Source organism: Zoogloea sp. GW822-FHT05C07 (assembly GCF_058800215.1).
Map to the genome: position 1 here is coordinate 5,408,212 of NZ_CM179510.1, position 16,314 is coordinate 5,424,525.

General features: G+C 67.5%; 11 protein-coding genes. 7 read left to right on the plus strand and 4 right to left on the minus strand.

Annotation, left to right across the window (positions count from 1 at the left end; genetic code table 11):
- The first annotated feature begins 8 nt into the window (after positions 1 to 8).
- From AC3QL2_RS24730 to AC3QL2_RS24740, 3 genes are all read left to right on the plus strand, one after another.
- Complete coding sequence (locus tag AC3QL2_RS24730) at positions 9 to 977, plus strand: metallophosphoesterase (protein WP_493236019.1); 969 nt, start codon at positions 9 to 11, stop codon at positions 975 to 977.
- Positions 978 to 1,067: 90 nt separating this feature from the next.
- The gene (gene glpK, locus AC3QL2_RS24735) at positions 1,068 to 2,558 is read left to right on the plus strand and encodes a glycerol kinase GlpK (protein WP_493236018.1); all 1,491 of its coding nucleotides are present in this window, start codon (positions 1,068 to 1,070) and stop codon (positions 2,556 to 2,558) included.
- Entirely contained in the window at positions 2,555 to 4,075 is a 1,521-nt protein-coding gene (locus AC3QL2_RS24740; protein ID WP_493236017.1) for a glycerol-3-phosphate dehydrogenase/oxidase, read from the plus strand. The genes glpK and AC3QL2_RS24740 overlap by 4 nt, the downstream gene beginning before the upstream one ends.
- A gap of 33 nt (positions 4,076 to 4,108) precedes the next feature.
- Here AC3QL2_RS24740 and cphA read toward each other — a convergent pair whose 3' ends face one another.
- Both cphA and AC3QL2_RS24750 read right to left on the minus strand, forming a co-directional pair.
- Entirely contained in the window at positions 4,109 to 6,685 is a 2,577-nt protein-coding gene (gene cphA, locus AC3QL2_RS24745) for a cyanophycin synthetase (protein WP_493236016.1), read from the minus strand.
- A 73-nt stretch (positions 6,686 to 6,758) separates the two neighbouring features.
- Positions 6,759 to 8,954 (minus strand): cyanophycin synthetase, encoded by a 2,196-nt coding sequence (locus tag AC3QL2_RS24750; protein ID WP_493236015.1) that lies wholly within the window; start codon positions 8,952 to 8,954, stop codon positions 6,759 to 6,761.
- A gap of 227 nt (positions 8,955 to 9,181) precedes the next feature.
- On the opposite strand from AC3QL2_RS24750, the gene AC3QL2_RS24755 reads away from it, so the two are divergent.
- Both AC3QL2_RS24755 and AC3QL2_RS24760 read left to right on the plus strand, forming a co-directional pair.
- Entirely contained in the window at positions 9,182 to 11,503 is a 2,322-nt protein-coding gene (locus AC3QL2_RS24755) for a cyanophycin metabolism-associated ABC transporter (RefSeq protein WP_493236014.1), read from the plus strand.
- 10 nt (positions 11,504 to 11,513) lie between these two features.
- Positions 11,514 to 11,981 (plus strand): cyanophycin metabolism-associated DUF1854 family protein, encoded by a 468-nt coding sequence (locus AC3QL2_RS24760; protein WP_493236013.1) that lies wholly within the window; start codon positions 11,514 to 11,516, stop codon positions 11,979 to 11,981.
- An 81-nt stretch (positions 11,982 to 12,062) separates the two neighbouring features.
- Here AC3QL2_RS24760 and AC3QL2_RS24765 read toward each other — a convergent pair whose 3' ends face one another.
- Positions 12,063 to 12,857, minus strand: coding sequence for a UCP032817 domain-containing protein (locus AC3QL2_RS24765; RefSeq protein ID WP_493236012.1), 795 nt, complete (start codon positions 12,855 to 12,857; stop codon positions 12,063 to 12,065).
- Positions 12,858 to 13,055: 198 nt separating this feature from the next.
- On the opposite strand from AC3QL2_RS24765, the gene AC3QL2_RS24770 reads away from it, so the two are divergent.
- Positions 13,056 to 13,649, plus strand: a complete 594-nt coding sequence (locus AC3QL2_RS24770; RefSeq protein ID WP_493236011.1) for a hypothetical protein — start codon at positions 13,056 to 13,058, stop codon at positions 13,647 to 13,649.
- A gap of 49 nt (positions 13,650 to 13,698) precedes the next feature.
- Here AC3QL2_RS24770 and AC3QL2_RS24775 read toward each other — a convergent pair whose 3' ends face one another.
- Positions 13,699 to 15,357, minus strand: a complete 1,659-nt coding sequence (locus tag AC3QL2_RS24775; protein WP_493236010.1) for an aminotransferase class III-fold pyridoxal phosphate-dependent enzyme — start codon at positions 15,355 to 15,357, stop codon at positions 13,699 to 13,701.
- A gap of 56 nt (positions 15,358 to 15,413) precedes the next feature.
- Here AC3QL2_RS24775 and asd point away from each other — a divergent pair, with 56 nt between their 5' ends.
- Entirely contained in the window at positions 15,414 to 16,286 is an 873-nt protein-coding gene (asd, locus tag AC3QL2_RS24780) for an archaetidylserine decarboxylase (protein WP_493236009.1), read from the plus strand.
- Positions 16,287 to 16,314: the final 28 nt, after the last annotated feature.

The following is a 16,314-nucleotide window of genomic DNA, read 5'->3' on the forward strand; positions in this document are numbered from 1 at the left end:
ACGCCGCCATGGGCTACGACGTCATCGGCGACATCCACGGTCAGGCCGACAAGCTCGAAGCCCTGCTGCAGCACATGGGCTACCGTCTGCGTGACGGCGTGTGGCGCCACCCGTCGCGCACGGCGGTGTTCGTCGGCGACTTCATCGACCGCGGCCCCCAGCAGCTGCGCACCGTCCGCATCGCCCGCGGCATGGTGGAAAGCGGCGCGGCGCTGGCGGTGATGGGCAACCACGAACTCAACGCCATCGCCTGGCACACGCCGGATCCAGAGCATCCCGGCGAATACCTGCGTCGCCATTACAGCGCCCGCTGGGGGCACAAGAACCGCATCCAGCACCAGCGCTTCCTCGACGAAGTGGAGCACGATCCGGCCCTGCACGCCGAGCTCATCGCGTGGTTCCGCACCTTGCCCCTGTGGCTGGAACTACCGGGCATCCGTGTCGTGCACGCCTGCTGGCACCAGGGGCTGATGGACTGGCTGACCAGCACCGGCTGTGTCGCGGAGAACTGCCTGTTGCCGGCCGCCCTGCCGGACGCCACCCGCGAACCCGACGATGACGCGCTGACGGACACCCCCAAACCCAGCCTGTTCCGCGCCGCCGAGACCCTCACCAAGGGACTTGAGATCGCCCTGCCGGACGGCGTCTCTTACAAGGACAAGGACGGCATCGAGCGCCACCGCGTACGTATCCGCTGGTGGGACCGGGACGCCAGCACCTGCCGGCGCGCGGCCCTCGTCCAGGAGCAGCTGCGCTGCCAACTACCGGATATACCGCTCCCCGTTTACGCCCGTATCGAGGACGATGACCCGCGACCGGTGTTCTTCGGCCATTACTGGTTCACTGGGCAGCCGCGCGTCCTCACACCACAGGCGGCCTGCGTCGATTACTCGGCCGGCAACGGTGGGCCGCTGGTGGCCTATCGTTGGGACGGCGAAGCCCAGCTGGGCGGCGCCCATTTCTGCCAGGTTTCCTGAGCCCACCTGCACAACGGCATACGCGCCCGTTCAACTTCGGCGCCGAGTGGGCTAGATTGGGAGCCTCCGCCTCCTGCAAAGGCCTGCGCCATGTCTTGCCTCCTCGCCCTCGACCAGGGCACCAGCAGCAGCCGCGCCATCGTCTTTGACGCCCGGGGCCAAGCCCTCGGCAGCGCCCAGCTCGAATTCCGCCAGTTCTATCCGCAGCCGGGCTGGGTCGAGCACGACCCGCAGGAGATCTGGCAAACCCAGCTCGACTGCGCCCGCCAGGCCCTGAGCAAGGCCGGGCTGAGCGGCGCCGACGTGGCCGCCATCGGCATCGCCAACCAGCGGGAAACCACCGTGCTGTGGGATAGGAAAAGCGGCCTGCCGCTGGCACCGGCCATCGTCTGGCAGGACCGCCGCACCGTGGCCACCTGCGAAGCCCTGCGCGCAAATGGGCATGCGGCGCTGATCCGCGCCAGGACCGGCCTGGAAGTGGACGCCTATTTCTCGGCCACCAAGCTGGCCTGGCTGCTCGATCATGTACAGGATGCACGCCGCCGCGCTGCTGCCAGCGAGCTGGCCTTCGGCACCATCGACAGCTGGCTGGTGTGGCAGCTCACCGGAGGCCGGCTGCACGTCACCGACCCGAGCAATGCCTCGCGCACGATGCTATTCGACATCCACCGCCAATGCTGGGACGAGGAATTGCTGGCCCTGTTCGACATTCCCCCGACGCTGCTGCCGGAGGTCGTTGAAACCAGCGGCGTGCTCGGCACGACTGAAGCCGGCCTCTTCGGCAGCACGATCCCGATCGGCGGCCTGGCCGGCGACCAGCAGGCCGCGACCTTCGGTCAGGCCTGCCTGCAGCCCGGCTCGGCGAAGAACACCTATGGCACCGGCTGCTTCCTGATGCTCAACACCGGCGCGCAGCCGGTCGAATCCCGCCATCGCCTGCTCAGCACCCTCGGCTGGCGCATCGGCGGGCAGACCACCTACATGCTGGAAGGCAGCGTCTTCATAGGCGGCGCGGTGGTGCAATGGCTGCGCGACGGGCTGGGCTTGATCCAGCGTGCCGCCGACATCGAAGCCCTCGCCGCCTCGGTGCCGGACACCGGCGGCGTGGTGCTGGTGCCAGCCTTCGCCGGCCTCGGCGCGCCCTACTGGGATGGCTACGCCCGCGGCACGCTGGTCGGCCTGACGCGCGGCAGCGGCAAGGCACACATCGCCCGCGCGGCGCTGGAAGCCATCGCGCTGCAGACCGTCGACCTGGTGGACGCCATGAACCGCGATGGAGCCGGGCCGCTGACCGAGCTGCGGGTGGACGGCGGCGCCGCGCGCAACGACCTGCTGATGCAGATCCAGGCCGACCTGCTCGGCGTGCCGGTGATCCGCCCACGCCAGACCGAAACGACCGCCCTCGGCGCGGCGTATCTCGCCGGCCTGGCCGTCGGCCTGTGGCGCAGCCCGGACGAGTTGTCCGCCCACTGGCAGGCAGAGCGGGTCTTTGAGCCGGCCTGCCGCCAGGACGAACGCGAGGCCCGCCTCGCCGAATGGCACCGGGCCGTGGAGCGTGCCCGTGGATGGGCCACGGCATGAGGCGCGAGGCCCTGCTCGACCGCCTGCGCCAGACGCCGCGCTGGGACGTGCTGGTCATCGGCGGCGGCGCCACCGGCTTGGGCTGTGCGGTGGATGCGGCGTCGCGGGGCTATTCGACGCTGCTGCTGGAAGCCCACGATTTCGCCAAGGGCACCAGCTCCCGGTCCACCAAGCTGGTGCATGGCGGCGTCCGCTACCTCGCCCAGGGGCGTATCGGATTGGTCCATGAGGCACTGGCCGAGCGGGCGCTCCTGCTCGCCAACGCGCCGCACTTGGTGCATCCACAACGCTTCGTCGTGCCGCTCTACCGGCAGTGGGACCGCCTGCAACTTGGCGTCGGCCTGGCCGCCTACGACTGGCTGGCCGGCAACCACAGCCTCGGCGCCAGCCGCCCGCTGTCGGTGGAGGAAACCCGCCGCGCGCTGCCCGGCGTGCGCGAGGACGGGCTGGTCGGTGGCATCGCCTACATGGACGCCCGCTTCGACGACGCCCGGCTGGCCATCACGCTAATGCGCACGGTGATGGATCTGGGCGGCCTGGCGATCAACCGGCTGCCGGTCACGGGGCTGCGCCACGAGGGCGGACGCGTCGTCGGCGTCGACGCGCAGGATGCGGAAAGCGGTGAGGCCTTCGCGCTGTCGGCGCGGGTCGTCGTCAACGCCGCTGGCGTGTGGGCCGACAGCATCCGGCGCCTCGACGATCCAAACAGCACCGCCCAGCTGAACCCCAGCCAGGGCGTGCACATCGTGCTGGACAGGGATTTCCTGCCTGGCGATACGGCGCTGCTGGTGCCCCGCACCGACGACGGCCGCGTGCTGTTCATCATCCCCTGGCAGGGCAAGCTGCTGCTCGGCACCACCGACACGCCGCGACCGGACATTCCGCTGGAGCCCCGGCCGCTGGGCGGCGAGGTGGACTTCATCCTCGCCACGGCCGCCCGCTATCTGCGCCGCAAACCTCACAGGAGCGACGTCCGCAGCCTGTTCGCCGGCCTGCGTCCACTGATCGGCAGCAGCGGCAACACGTCGCGCCTGTCGCGGGAGCACGTGATCCAGGTGGCGCCGAGCGGGCTGGTATCGGTGGCCGGCGGCAAATGGACCACCTACCGGCGCATGGGCGAAGAGATCATCGACCAGGCCGCGGCCGTCACCGACCTGCCGGCCCGCCCCTGCCGGACGCGCAGCCTGCTTCTTCACGGCAGCCCGGCGTCGCCGTCCGACGATGTGTTCGGCACCGACCGCCCTCAGGTGGACGCTCTGCCCGGCGCCGGGCGCCATCTGCACCCTGCACTCTCACTCAGCGAGGCGGAAGTCCGTTTCGCCGCCCGCGAGGAACAGGCCCGCGACGTGGAGGATGTGCTGGCCCGCCGCCACCGAGCACTGTTCGTGGACGCCGCCGCGGCCAGCGAAGCCGCCCCAGCGGTCGCCTCGATCCTGGCCGAGGAACTGGGCTGGAGCTTGGAACGTACCCACAAAATGACGGAAGCCTTCCACCGGCTGGCAGAAGGCTTCCGCTGAAGGCCGGGCCTGAGCAGGCTCAGGCCCGGTCGATCAAGCCGTGGTTTCGGCGATGCGCTTGGCGATATGCTCCAACGCCGCTTCCACCTGGTCGATGAGGATCAGGCACAGGTCGCCGGACTCGAGCTTCTGCAGCGCGCTGTCGATGGCCGTGAACTCGCCACGGATCTCGTAGATGCTCTTGGTGCGCGGCGCACCCACCAGGCCTTCCTGCAGCAACGCCAGCACTTCGCCGTCGGCGCGGCCACGCTGGCAGTCGTCCTGGTACAGCACCACGTCGTCAAAGACCGTGCCGAGGATGCGGGTCTGCTCGCGGATGTCCTCGTCGCGGCGGTCGCCGGCACCGCTGATGACCACCGAGCGGCGCTTGGCCGGCATGCTCTCGACGGCCTGCACCAGCGCCAGGATCGCATCCGGATTGTGGCCGTAATCGGCGATCAGCGTGGCGCCCTTGTAGTCGAACACGTTGAAGCGGCCCGGCGCGTTGGCGGCGTCGTTCACGAAGCTGGCGGCGCCGGCGATGATGGTCTCCGGCGGAATGCCCAGCGCCCACGTGGCGGCAATGGCGGCCATGGCGTTTTCGACCTGGAAGGAGATCGCGCCGTTGCGGGTGATCGGAATGCCGGCCAACGGCACGCGGAATTCCTCGCTGCCCTGGGCCGCAACGATCGCGTCGTCGTCCACAAAGACCACCCGGTGGCCTTGCACGCGGTGGGTGACCAGCACGTGGTTGTACTGGTCGGCGGCGAAGAACAGCACTGAGCCCGGGCAGGCGCTGGCCATCTTGACGACCATCGGGTCAGCGGCGTTGAGCACCGCGGTACCGCTGGATTTCACGTTCTGCACGATGACCCGCTTCACCACCGCCAGGTCTTCGACGGTGCTGATGTAGGACAGGCCCAGGTGGTCGCCCATGCCGATGTTGGTGACCACCGCCACGTCGCAGCGGTCGAAGGCCAGACCTTCGCGCAGCACGCCGCCGCGGGCGGTCTCGAACACCGCGGCGTCCACGTCCGGGTGCAGCAGGATGTTGCGGGCGCTGCGCGGACCGCTGCAGTCGCCGGTGTCGATGCGGCGCTTGCCCACATAGACGCCGTCGGAGTTGGTCATGCCGACCCGGTTGCCGGCCGCGCCAAGGATGTGGGCGGACAGGCGAACGGTGGTCGTCTTGCCGTTGGTGCCGGCCACCGCGATGACCGGGATGCGGCCGTCTTCGCCGGGCTTGAACATGTTGGCGACGATCGCCTCGCCGACCGGGCGGCCCTTGCCGTAGGACGGCTGCAGGTGCATGCGCAGGCCCGGCGCCGCGTTGGCTTCGACGATGCCGCCACTCTGGGCTTCCAGCGGCTCTAGCACGCTCTCGCAGACCACGTCCACGCCGCAGATGTCGAGGCCGATGTTCTTGGCCGCGGCAATCGCGCGCTCGGCGACTTCGGGGTGCACGTCGTCCGTCACGTCGGTGGCGGTGCCACCGGTGGACAGGTTGGCGTTGTTGCGCAGGATCACGCGCTTGCCCTTCGGCGGCACGGAGTCGGCCTCATAGCCCTGCTTGGCGAGGGTGGCGACGGCGATCTCGTCGAAGCGGATCTTGGTCAGCGAGGTGGCGTGGCCGACGCCGCGGCGCGGGTCGCTGTTCACGTGGTCCACCAGCTCGCGAATGGTGCGCTGGCCGTCGCCGATGACCAGCGGCGGCTCGCGGCGGGCAGCGGCGATCAGCTTGTCGCCGACCACCAGCAGGCGGTAGTCGTGGCCCGGCAGGTAACGTTCCACCAGCACGTCGTCACTGATCTCCTCGGCGACGCGGAAGGCGTTCATCACCTCTTCCTTGGTGCGCAGCTTGACCGCCACACCCTTGCCCTGGTTGCCGTCACGAGGCTTGACGACGACGAGGCCGCCGAGCTCCTTGGCGGCCTGCCAGGCATCCTCGGCACTGGTCACGGAGCGGCCCAGCGGCACCGGCACGCCGGCGGCGCGCAGCAGGTTCTTGGTGAGCTCCTTGTCCTGGGCGATGGCCTCGGCCACGGCGCTGGTCAGGTCGGTCTCGGCAGCCTGGATGCGGCGCTGCTGGCTGCCCCAACCGAACTGCACGAGGCTGCCCTCGGTGAGGCGGCGGAAGGGAATGCCACGGGCAGCGGCGGCCTGCACGATGGAGCCGGTGGAGGGGCCGAGGCGCACGTCCTCGTCCAGCTCGCGCAGACGGGCCAGTGCGCCGGCCAGGTCGAAGGAGCCATCAGTTTCGGCGGCGCGGCACAGTTCCGTGGCCAGCTCGAAGGCCAGGCGGCCGACCTTTTCTTCGGTGTATTCCACCACCACCTGGAAGACGCCCTTCTCGATGGTCTTGGCGGTGCGGCTGAAGGTCACCGGGCAACCGGCACAGGCCTGCAGGCCGAGGGCGGCGAGTTCGAGCGCCTGGGCGACGGAACTCGCGCCCATGTGGCCGTCGGCCTCGAGGAAGCCCATTTCAGGGAAGAGATTGCGCAGTCGCGTCTCGTAACCCGGAATGGAGTCGATGTCGCACTCCGCTTCGGTGCAGGTCACGATGGCTTCGATCGCGGTGTGCCGGCTCCACAGATTGGGGCCGCGCAGAGCCCGGATGCGTGAGACTTCCATGGATAACAGTCCTTGTCGTTTTTCTCAGGGGCTGCCAGCGTCGGGCAGCCCTTCATCGTTGTTCGGTGGCGGCTCAGTCGTTGCGCAGCGGCGCCTTCGGATCGTAAGGCTTGACGCCGGCGCGGATCATGGCCGGCGACACACCCAGCGCCCAGGCGGCGGCCACGGCGGCCAGCAGGTTGGACAGCACGCCCGGCTCCTCCCCGGCGCCGTTTGCCAGCAGCTTGATCTTGGCCAGACGGGCGACCGGATCTTCCTGCTCGCCGGTGGCCAGCACGATGGCGCCATCCTTCACGAAGACCGTGCGGCGGCCTTCGCTGCGGGCCTGTACGACGGCCTCGGCATTGGGATCGACGGCATAGAAGATCACCTCGCCGTCGGACAGGGAGGCCATCTCGACGACCGCCGGATCTTCGGCGTTGAGCACCGCCGCACCGCTGGACAGCACCAGGTCCACCTGGGTGCGGAAGACGTTCCAGACCTTTTCCGGGGAGTCGATGTAGAACTCGCCGTAGTGGAGTTCCGGATCGACGTTGGTGACCACACCCACCGAGCAGCGGTCGTACACGGTGCCGTCGCCGAGGATGCTGCGGCAGCCGTTCTCGAACACCGCGGTTTCGACAGAGCGGTTCATCAGTACGCGCTCGGCGGCATCCCAGTTGGTGCCTTCGGCGGTCTCCACCTGGCGGCCGTCGAGGAAAACGCCCTCGGAGCAGGCCAGGCCAGTGTATTGGCCGGACAGGCGGGTCAGGTGGGCGACCAGGCGGGCCACCGGCGTCTTGCCGCGGCTGCCGGTGACGCCGACGATGGGAATGCGCGCGTCTGCATCCTTCTCGAACAGGTGATCGACGATCGCCTCGCCCACCGGGCGCGGCTGGCCGACGCCCGGCTTGATGTGCATCAGCAGGCCGGGGCCAGCGTTCACTTCGACGATGGCGCCCTGCTGCTCGCTCAAGGGCTTGGAGATGTCTTCACAGACCAGGTCGACGCCGGCGATGTCGAGGCCGACGATGCGCGCCGCCAGGCAGGCCAGCTCGGCGGTGTCCGGATGCACTTCGTCGGTCACGTCGAAGGCCATGTTGCTGGTGCGGACAATCATCACCTCCTGGCCTTCCGGCGGCACCGACGCACCGGTAAAGCCCTGGCGCGCCACTTCCATCTGGGCCGCGGGGTAGTTGTCCAGCTTGATCAGGTACAGCGGGAACTCGTGCTCGACGCCGCGGCGCGGGTCGGAGTTGATCTGGGTCTCGATCAGTTCGTTGATGGTGTGCGTGCCGTCGCCGATCACCGACACCATGTCGCCCTTGTTGGCGGCGACCATCTTGCCGCCGACCACCAGCAAGCGGTGCTCGGCGCCCTTCACGAAGCGCTCGACCATCACCTCGGAGCCTTCCGCGGCCGACAGCGGGAACATGTCCGCGACTTCCTGCGGGGTACGGATGTTGGTGAACACGCCGCGGGCGTGGTTGCCGTCGCTGGGCTTCACGACCACCGGGAAACCGATGTCCTCGGCGGCCTCGATGGCGTCCTCGACGCTGGTCACGATGCGGCCTTCCGGCACCGGCACACCGCAGGATTCCAGCAGCGTCTTGGTCAGGTCCTTCTCGCGGGAGATGCTCTCGGCGATAGCCGGCGTGCGATCGGTCTCGGCGGTCCAGATGCGGCGCTGGCGGGCGCCATAGCCGAGCTGCACCAGATTGCCCTCGGACAGCAGGCGGATGTAAGGGATGCGGCGCTGCTTGTCGGCGGCGGCCTCGACGATGCAGCGGGTGCTCGGGCCGAGCATGTGCTTGTCCACCAGGTCGCGCAGGCGGGCCACGGCGGCGTCCACGTCGTAGGCGCGCTCCTCGATGGCGGCCATCAGCAGGTCGTGGCCCATCTCCAGCGCGGCCATTGACACGTCCTTCTGCCAGGCACGGATCACCACCTTGTAAACGCCGCGCAGCGAGGTCTCGCGCGCCTTGCCGAAGCCGCCCGACATGCCGGCGAGGTTCTGCAGCTCGAGCGTCACGTGCTCGAGGATGTGTCCCGGCCAGGTCCCGTCCCGCAGGCGCTTGAGGAAGCCGCCCCGCTCACCGATGCTGCAACGATGCTCGATGAGGGTCGGCAACATCGCCGTCAGCCGCTCATAGAAACCCGGGATCACATTGGACGGACAGTCTTCCAGGTCATGGATGTCGACCCAGGCTTCGAGGACTGAGCGATAGGTCCAGATGTTCGGTCCCCGCAGGTGGAGCACATTGAGGAATTCGATCGTTTTATTGGTCATGGACGAGACACTTCGGAAGTAACGGGCCTGTTTACGGCACTCTGCAACGGAAACTCGATCTCCCCTTAACGCGGACGCGGCCGCCAGGATTACCTGAGAGAAAAATTAACGGGTCGGCGATGCTTCTAGCCATCCGCCGGGTATACGCGCATGTAACGAGTCAGTAAACTTCGGGCGCAATTTTGCCCTACGCTGGCCCTCTTCTGGGGCCTAATCGCGTCGCCGAGATGAATTCAGAGTCCTCCGCCCTTCCTTCCGCCTATTCCGACTACCTCGGACCGGCCGTGCCCGACAGCTGGCGCCCCCTCCTCGACAAGGCCCTGCAGGCCGGCGAGAAGGTCCTGGCCAGCCTCAATCTCGATCTCGATGCCGCGCTGCAGTTCCGCAGTGGCCTGGTGGCCCTGACCGACCGCCGCCTGCTGGCCTGGGACCTGCAGGCCAAGGACTGGCAGGTGTGGACCTTCCGTAGTGGCATGGCCCTGCGCCACCGCGACCACGCCGGCGTAGCCAGCCTCGACCTGGTGGACGGCGACGGCAAGCTGGCCGGCTGGCGCTTCACGCTGGCCCAGGACCCGGCCGCCCGCAACCTGGCCGACCGTTTCCACGCCCAGCTCGAATGCGTGCTGGCCGGCCGCCAGCCGACACCACCCGAGCCGCTGACCTGCCCAACCTGCGACGCACCGCTGCCGCCGGGCACCGACGAGTGCCCGACCTGCGCCCGCGAAATCCACACGCCGCCGTCCACCTGGACCCTGTTCCGCCTGTGGCGCTTCGCGCAGCCGTACAAGAAGCAGCTGCTGGCCGGCTTCCTCCTGACCCTGGTGGCCACCGCCGCAACGCTGGTGCCGCCCTACCTCACCATGCCGCTGATGGACGAGGTGCTGATCCCCTTCCAGAACGGCCAGCCCATCGACCGCATGAAGGTCATGATGCTGCTCGGCGGCCTGCTCGTCTCCGCATCCTTCGCCTGGGGCCTCGGCTGGGCCAAGACCTACATCCTGGCGCTGGTCAGCGAACGCATCGGCGCCGACCTGCGCACCACCACCTACGAGCACCTGCAGGGCCTGTCGCTGGAATACTTCGGCGGCAAACGCACCGGCGACCTGATGTCGCGCATCGGCTCGGAGACCGACCGGATCTGCCTGTTCCTGTCGATGAATCTGCTCGACTTCGCCACCGACTGCCTGATGATCGCGATGACCGCGGTGATCCTGGTATCCATCAACCCGTGGCTGGCCCTGGTCACGCTGGTGCCGCTGCCCTTCATCGCCTGGCTGATCCACACCGTGCGCGACAAGCTGCGCTATGGCTTCGAGCAGGTGGACCGGGTGTGGTCCGAAGTCACCAGCGTGCTCGCCGACACCATCCCCGGCATCCGCGTGGTCAAAGCCTTCGCCCAGGAAAAGCGCGAGGTCGGCCGCTTCCGCGAGGCTAACGGCCGCAACCTGGCGGTGAATGACCGCGTGAACAAGATCTGGTCGGTGTTCTCGCCTACCGTCACGCTAATGACCGAAATCGGCCTGTTGATCGTGTGGGGCTGTGGCATCTGGCTGGTATCCGAGAAGTCGGTGACGGTCGGTACGCTGGCCGCCTTCATCGCCTACATCTCGCGCTTCTACACCCGGCTGGACTCCATGAGCCGGATCGTCTCCGTGACACAGAAGGCCGCCGCCGGCGCCAAGCGCATCTTCGACATCCTCGATCACGTCTCCAGCGTGCCCGACCCGGTCAATCCGCAGCACCTGCCCAAGGTGACCGGCGCCATCGAGGTCAAGCGGGTCGGCTTCCGCTACGGCAACCGCACCATCCTGCGCGGCGTGGACCTCAACATCGCGCCGGGCGAGATGATCGGCCTGGTCGGCCACTCGGGTTCCGGTAAGAGCACGCTGGTCAACCTGATCTGCCGTTTCTACGATGTGACCGACGGCTCGATCCGCATCGAAGGCATGGACATCCGCTCGGTGCCGGTGTCCGAGTACCGCCGCAACATTGGCCTGGTGCTGCAGGAGCCCTTCCTGTTCTTCGGCACCATCGCCGAGAACATCGCCTACGGCAAACCCGATGCGACCCGCGAAGAGATCATCGCCGCCGCCCGCGCGGCCCACGCCCACGACTTCATCCTGCGCCTGCCGCAGGGCTACGATTCGCTGGTTGGTGAGCGCGGACAGGCCCTGTCCGGCGGCGAGCGCCAGCGCATCTCCATCGCCCGCGCGCTGCTGATCGACCCGCGCATCCTGATCCTCGACGAAGCCACCTCGGCGGTGGATACCGAGACCGAAATGGAAATCCAGGCCGCGCTGGAAAACCTCATCCGCGGCCGCACCACCATCGCCATCGCCCACCGCCTGTCCACGCTGCGCAAGGCCGACCGCCTGGTGGTGCTGGACCGCGGCCAGATCGTCGAGATCGGCAACCACGACACGCTGATGGAAAAACAGGGCGCCTACTTCCGCCTCTACGAAGCCCAGACCCGCAAGCTGGACGACGACGCACTGGGCAACGGGGACAAGCCCCGCGTGCCCTTCCACCGCGCCCACACCCCTGCCTGAAGATCACGCCATGCCTACGCAAAACATCCAGCTGGAACGCAATGCCTTCGGCCAGCTCGTCTTCATCGACGCCACCGGTCAGGCCCAGCTGATCACCCCGGTACGTGCCTTCCCGATCGCCGCTCCGGCTGAGAGCATCGGCCTCATCAACGGCGACGGCGAGGAAGTCGCCTGGATCGACCGCCTCGCCGATCTGCCCGATGCGCCGCGCAAGCTGCTCGAAGACGAGATGGCCAGCCGCGAGTTCATGCCGGTGATCCAGCGCATCCACAGCGTGTCCAGCTTCGCGACCCCCAGCACCTGGGAGATCGAGACCGACCGCGGCCCCACCAGCATGGTGCTGAAAGGCGAAGAAGACATCCGCCGCCTCACCCCACCGGCCCTGCTGATCGCCGACAGCCGCGGCATCCACTTCCTGATCCGCGACCGCTACGGGCTGGATGCCCACAGCAAGCGGCTGCTGGATCGCTTCCTGTAATCCGTTCCATCCGGCGCAGGCGGGCTCCCCTCCAACCTGCGCCGCGATCCTCAAGACGGCCGCCGGCGGGCATGCACCCGCTCAGTCGCCGCCGCAACCGCCTCCACAACCGCTTCCCCCATCCCCGCCAGAACCGCCGTCGGACGCACCGTCGCCGTGTCCATGGCTGCAATCGCCCATCCCGTCCGCCGCACAGGAACCTCCGCAACCGATGTCGCTGGCGCAATAGGCCGGCACGCCCTGCGCATTCGCCACGCCGGAACAGTCCAGCACGTAGTGGAAGCCATCCGGGATCTGCAGCAGCGCATCCAGCGCGAAGAGCATCGGCATCCGGTCTGGCTTGTTGGGGTCAATCCCTTCGAAACGGCAGGCGTGCAGCCAGGTACGCCGCAATCCTAGCTGGGCGGAGACCGGCGTCGCCATGTGCTCGGCCGGCGTGTGGTCGAGGAAACGCCCCAGCCCCCTCGTACAGAACTGCCGGTAGCCCCGTGTAAAGAGGATGAACTCGTGCCAGGCCACATCCACCACCTGGCTCGGCATGGACACCATGCGCCCCTGCGCCGCATGGGCGGCACGAAAGAAAGTGCGCAGCTCACGGGTGACCATGTCCACGTGCGCAGGACTCAGGTGAGGATAGGTCGCCCGCAGCTTGCGGCGCAGGCTGCCGGGAAACGTGAAGGTCTCCAGAAAATGCTCACGTGCCCGTACTCGCCATGCCCGCCACACACTGCCCAGCAACACGAACCCAAAGATGTAGAGCAGCGCCATAAGCAGCCAACGGCGCCATTCATCATTCAAGCGGGGCAGCAGAGCAATGCCCACCAGAATCAAAACCAGTGGAATCCAGCCAAGTCGGTTCGCCTTCTTCGCTCCCATCGACGCCTCGCTTCCTCACGACACTGGACGGATTCTACCAATCGCACGCCAATATTTAATGCCATGTATATATCCGGCATCACCGTTCCTTAACAAAACCGCAGCCGCCCCGTAACCCGCGCTTCTTAGTCTTGCCTTGAAGACCCCATTTCGAGCTATTCCAATCAATTCCGGGTCGTTCGCCCTCCAGGAGAGTCCATGAAGAACTTTTTGCGCGCCCTTGAAATCCAGCGGTGGGACGATCATCGCTTCTACCACCACAGCCGGATGAACCAGACCCTGCACTTCATCAGCGCAGTGAGCTTCCTGGTGGCCTATTCGCTGCTCTTCGTCGATCCGGTAAAGGCGGCGCTGATCGGCTGGCTGATCTCGATGGTCACCCGCCAGTCGGGCCACTTCTTCTTCGAGCCCCTCGGCTACGACGAGGAGAACCAGGTCACCAATGATTACAAGGAGGCCGTGAAGGTCGGCTACAACCTCAAGCGCAAGGTCGTGCTGCTGTCGATCTGGGCCTTCATCCCGGTCGCCCTGTGGCTCAACCCGACGATGTTCGGCCTGTTCGAGGCCCACACCGGCGTCGGCGGCTTCATCGACCACCTGGGCCTGATGTGGCTGGGCCTCGGCGTCAGCGGCCTGCTGTTCCGCACCGTCCATCTGTTCTTCCTGAAGGACGTGCAGACCGGCCTGGTGTGGATCACCAAGATCCTCACCGACCCGTACCACGACATCAAGCTGTACCACAAGGCTCCGCTGTACCTGCTGCGCGACCTGCGCGCCCGCCAGGCGGCGTAAGCCCTTCCGGCGCCGCTCCAGCCCCATGGGCGGAGCGGCGTTTTCACGTCTACTTCCCGAGGAAGCGATGGCTCAGCATCTCCTTCAGGATGCGCCGGCGGATGCCCTTGTTGGTCACGCTGCCGTCGTTCCACCACCAGCCGTCCGCCTCCATCCGGCGCGCGGCGGCGACGAAGCGTTCTGCGACCGCCTCGAAGTCCGCGTCGGTGTAATTGAGGCTGAAGATGAAGCGGCCCGTCCCGACCCAGCTGAGGGCCAGCCCTTCGGCCCGCAGGTAGTACTGCAGCATCCAGTTGTAGCGGCTCGGACGGTTGTAGAAGACCGTCCAGATCGACGACACGTTGGCGACTTGCAACGGCAGGCCCTCGGCCTTCAGGCGCAGGTTGAGGCGCTCGGCGCGGCTATTCCAGGTGTCGTCGAGGCCGGCGTAAAGGGCCTGCACCTCGGGCGTCTCGATGCGCTCCAGGAACTCGGCCATCGCGCCCATCACATAGGGGTGGGAGTTGAAGGTGCCGCGGGCGAAGCAGATGTCCGCCGGGCGGTCGTCGCGAAAGCGCTTCATCAGCACCTGCTTGCCGCACACCACGCCGATCGGCATACCGCCACCGAGGGTCTTGCCGTAGGTCACCATGTCGGCCTGCACGCCGAAGTATTCCTGCGCGCCGCACGGCGCCAGCCGGAAGCCGACGAAGACTTCGTCGAAGATCAGCACGATGCCACGCTCGGTGCACACCTGGCGCAGCTGCTTCAGCCAAGCGGTGTAGGACGTCCGGTCGAAGCCCGCCTTGCGGGAGCTGTCCACCAGCGACGAATCCCCCGGCGCGGCGCCATTGGGATGCAGGGCCTGCAGCGGGTTGATCAGCACGCAGGCAATGTCCTTGCGCCGGCGCAGCACGCGCAGCGCGTCCTCGTGCATGTCCTTCAGCGTGTAGGTCTGGTTGGCCGCCACCGGATTGCCGACGCCCGGCTGCACGTCGCCCCACCAGCCGTGGTAGGCGCCGCAGAAGCGCACCAGGTGGGTCCGGCCGGTGTGGTAGCGGGCGAGGCGCACGGCCTGCATCACCGCCTCGGTGCCGGACATGTGGAAGGACACCTCGTCCAGCCCGGAGATCGCCCTCAGGCGCTGCACGTTGTACGCGAGCAGCGGATGGTAGGCGCCGAGCACCGGGCCGAGGGCTTCCACGCGCGCCGCGCCGCGGGCCATGCAGTCCTTGTAGAAGTCGTAGCCGAACACATTGACGCCGTAGGAGCCGGTCAGGTCGTAGAAGACGTTGCCGTCCAGGTCGGTGACCGTCACACCGCTCGACGCCTTCACGAAGGAACCGCCCTTGAGGTGCTGGCGCACCAGCCGGCTGTACTGGAAGGGCACCCGGTAGGCGCCGGTGAATTGCATGTCCGACACGCCTTCCTGGGTCTCGGCGCTCATCGCTGCGCTGGCCGCAAAGCGTGTGCGATACAGCTCGGCCAGGCGGAAGAAGGCTTCCTTGCGCCTGGCCGCCACGTCCGCCGGCGCGTCGTCGCTGCGGAAGAAGGTCGCCTCGTCGTACTCGTAGAAGGGCAGCAGCTTTGCCACCCGGCGCGACATCTTGGCGTGCCCCGCCAGCGACGGGTGCTTGCCCTTCGAAAGCTCCAACCGGCGCTTCACCTTCATCACCAGGCCCGGCAGCGCCAGCGCCCCGAGTCCGGCCAATACCAATGCATCTTCCACGTAGTGCACTCCGCAACTGAAAGATGAATGATTTAACCGACCCCAGTTACAGAACCATGAAAAGTCCCCGTCTGCTTGCCCGCCTCACCGACCAGGAAGACCTCAACTTCCTGCTCACCAACCGCTTGCCGCGCGCGCTGCTGACCCGTTTCGTCGGCTGGTTCAGCAAGATCGAACATCCCCTCGTTGCACGCCTGTCCATCGCGATATGGAAAGCCTTCGCCGACCTGGACCTGTCGGAAGCGAAGAAGCAGGAATTCCGCAGCATGCACGACTGCTTCACGCGGGAGCTGAAGGACGGCGCGCGCACCATCGACAGCGACCCGATGGTGCTCAGCAGCCCCTGCGATGCCATCGTCGGCGCCTGCGGCACGCTCGACGGCGTCACCGCCCTGCAAGCCAAGGGCGCGCCCTACCCGCTCATCGACCTGCTCGGCGACCCGGCGCTGGTGGACACCTACCGGGACGGCAGCTACGTGACGCTGCGCCTCAAGTCGAGCATGTACCACCGCTTCCATTCCCCGGCGGACCTGGACGTGGAGCACGTCACCTACATCTCCGGCGATGTGTGGAACGTCAATCCGCCGGCTCTCAAGCGGGTCGAGCGCCTGTACTGCAAAAACGAGCGGGCGGTGATCCGCACCCGTCTCGCCGACGGCACCCCGCTGACCCTGGTGCCGGTGGCGGCAATCCTCGTCGCCAGCATCCGCCTGCACTGGCTGGACGTGCTGCTGCACATCCGCTACCGGGGCCCCAACGAGATCCCGGGCACCGCCCGCTTCGGCAAGGGCCAGGAGATGGGCTGGTTCCAGCACGGCTCGACGATCATCGTCTTCGCGCCGAAGGGTTTCAGCCTGTGCGCCGGCATCGGCGAAGGCAGTGCGATCCGCATGGGCGAGCCGCTGCTGCGCCGGCCGGACGCCGCCTGAGCGCGTAGAGCACAAATCCGGCCTTAAT

Excerpts from the sequence above, each read along its gene's own strand:
- AC3QL2_RS24765 (WP_493236012.1), bottom strand. The coding sequence starts at position 12,857 with ATGGGAGCGAAGAAGGCGAACCGACTTGGCTGGATTCCACTGGTTTTG.
- AC3QL2_RS24770 (WP_493236011.1), top strand. The coding sequence starts at position 13,056 with ATGAAGAACTTTTTGCGCGCCCTTGAAATCCAGCGGTGGGACGATCAT.
- AC3QL2_RS24740 (WP_493236017.1), top strand. The coding sequence starts at position 2,555 with ATGAGGCGCGAGGCCCTGCTCGACCGCCTGCGCCAGACGCCGCGCTGG.
- AC3QL2_RS24750 (WP_493236015.1), bottom strand. The coding sequence starts at position 8,954 with ATGACCAATAAAACGATCGAATTCCTCAATGTGCTCCACCTGCGGGGA.
- asd (WP_493236009.1), top strand. The coding sequence starts at position 15,414 with ATGAAAAGTCCCCGTCTGCTTGCCCGCCTCACCGACCAGGAAGACCTC.
- glpK (WP_493236018.1), top strand. The coding sequence starts at position 1,068 with ATGTCTTGCCTCCTCGCCCTCGACCAGGGCACCAGCAGCAGCCGCGCC.
- AC3QL2_RS24760 (WP_493236013.1), top strand. The coding sequence starts at position 11,514 with ATGCCTACGCAAAACATCCAGCTGGAACGCAATGCCTTCGGCCAGCTC.
- cphA (WP_493236016.1), bottom strand. The coding sequence starts at position 6,685 with ATGGAAGTCTCACGCATCCGGGCTCTGCGCGGCCCCAATCTGTGGAGC.
- AC3QL2_RS24730 (WP_493236019.1), top strand. The coding sequence starts at position 9 with ATGGGCTACGACGTCATCGGCGACATCCACGGTCAGGCCGACAAGCTC.
- AC3QL2_RS24755 (WP_493236014.1), top strand. The coding sequence starts at position 9,182 with ATGAATTCAGAGTCCTCCGCCCTTCCTTCCGCCTATTCCGACTACCTC.